We start from the raw sequence: 766 nt of genomic DNA, 5'->3' as shown, positions 1-766 counted from the left end.
TAATGCAATATAAAACGAATAGAAAAATTATTATTTTTCAAAATAAGCAATTTTTAGCCTGTTCTTTTTAATTTATTAATTTATTTTTGTAGAATGCCCTATAAAAACTGTTTACTCATTTCTTTGAGTGAATCTATTTGTTGTCATGGGAAAGAGCATAGATATGATATTTTCAAAAAAAACATTTTTAATTGTAATATCGATTATAACGTTCTTAACGGGTTGTTCAACATCGCGGTTTGAGAATAATGATAGAGGTGGTTCTTTAGAGTTTTTTTACCCTGTTCAGTCAATATCAGTTCCTCAAACAATGTCTGATTTATCGTCATCTCCTCAGACAACAAATACTTTATTGTATGAAAAAGGAGATTCTCAAAGTGATGGACAAATGGCTAATCTCGAATTGCCAGGAAATGCCATTGATTTGTTTCCTGCAAGTATTGCTGGGGTGTGGAATCTTTCTATGGGTGGTAAGGTTTGCCGAATTGCAACGCCGCAAACAAAATTTGGACAAGGATATCGCGCTGGCCCTTTACATTGTCCAGGAATCTTTTCTCAAGTAAATTCTTGGACTGTTAAAGGAAAAAGATTATATTTCTATAATAATTCAGGACGTATTGTTGTTACCCTTTATTCTTCTAATGTTGATCGTTTTGAGGGATACACACTTGATGGTTATCCCGTTGTTTTAAGCCGTTAGATCATCTTTAGCCATTTATGAAAAAAAACAGATATATTAAGGAAGTCTTGAATTTCATTGATGGCA

The 766-nt window shown here is 32.5% G+C and carries 1 protein-coding gene; it reads left to right on the top strand.

All coding sequences use genetic code 11. The annotated features are described in order from the left end of the window. The first annotated feature begins 163 nt into the window (after nucleotides 1-163). The gene (locus tag ACFINZ_RS10575) at nucleotides 164-700 is read left to right on the top strand and encodes an AprI/Inh family metalloprotease inhibitor (RefSeq protein WP_011181419.1); all 537 of its coding nucleotides are present in this window, start codon (nucleotides 164-166) and stop codon (nucleotides 698-700) included. The last annotated feature ends 66 nt before the right edge of the window (nucleotides 701-766 follow it).

Origin of the sequence: Bartonella sp. AA81SXKL (assembly GCF_042196945.1) — a bacterium.
Taxonomy (GTDB): Bacteria; Pseudomonadota; Alphaproteobacteria; order Rhizobiales; family Rhizobiaceae; genus Bartonella.
Note: the sequence above shows the minus strand (reverse complement) of the source record. Positions and strands in the feature narration are given on the sequence as shown.

What these genes read in the sequence shown, in the direction of transcription:
- ACFINZ_RS10575 (WP_011181419.1), top strand. Translation starts at nt 164, where the DNA reads ATGATATTTTCAAAAAAAACATTTTTAATTGTAATATCGATTATAACG.